A 621-nucleotide genomic window follows, 5' to 3' on the forward strand; every position below is an offset into this window, starting at 1 on the left:
GCCCCTTATCGGTGCCATGAGCGACCGTACATGGATTCCCGGACTCGGCCGCCGCCGTCCGTATTTCCTGCTCGGCGCCATCGGTTGCAGCTTGTGTTTGTTCTTCTATCCGCACGTTACCGCATTGTGGGTTGCCGTATTGCTGCTGTGGCTCTTAGACATCAGCAACAATACCGCCATGGAGCCTTTCCGCGCCTTCATCGCCGATACCGTTCCCGAACGCCAGCAATCCACCGGCTTTTTGATGCAGTCCGTGTTTACCGGCTTGGGCATTACCCTTGCCAACATATCGCTCTATGCCTTCAAGAAAATCGACTGGTTGAACCAAACCTCCGAAGCGGGCATCCCCTACTGGGTATTCGGCTCGTTCTATATTGGCGCCGTCTGCTCCATCGGCTCTGTTTTAGTGACCGTATTGTCCACCCCCGAACATGAGCCGTCTCCTGAAGAGCTGGCGGCGATTAAAGCCCAATCCGGCGGTCCTGTTGAAGCCGTTAAAGAAATTTACCATGCTATTAAAGACATGCCGAAACCCTTGTGGCAGCTCGCTTCGGTTTATCTCTTCCAATGGTACGCACTCTTCATCTACTGGCAATACATCTCCCACAGTCTCGCCAAATC

The 621-nt window shown here is 53.9% G+C and carries 1 protein-coding gene; it reads left to right on the forward strand.

Annotated features, from left to right (window positions below; translation table 11 throughout):
- A partial coding sequence (locus ACTHTS_RS10920) for an MFS transporter (protein ID WP_440370044.1) occupies positions 1-621 on the forward strand: 621 nt, incomplete at both ends.

The sequence above is a fragment of the Neisseria sp. P0019.S003 genome (assembly GCF_051957115.1).
Lineage (GTDB): Bacteria > Pseudomonadota > Gammaproteobacteria > Burkholderiales > Neisseriaceae > Neisseria > Neisseria flavescens_D.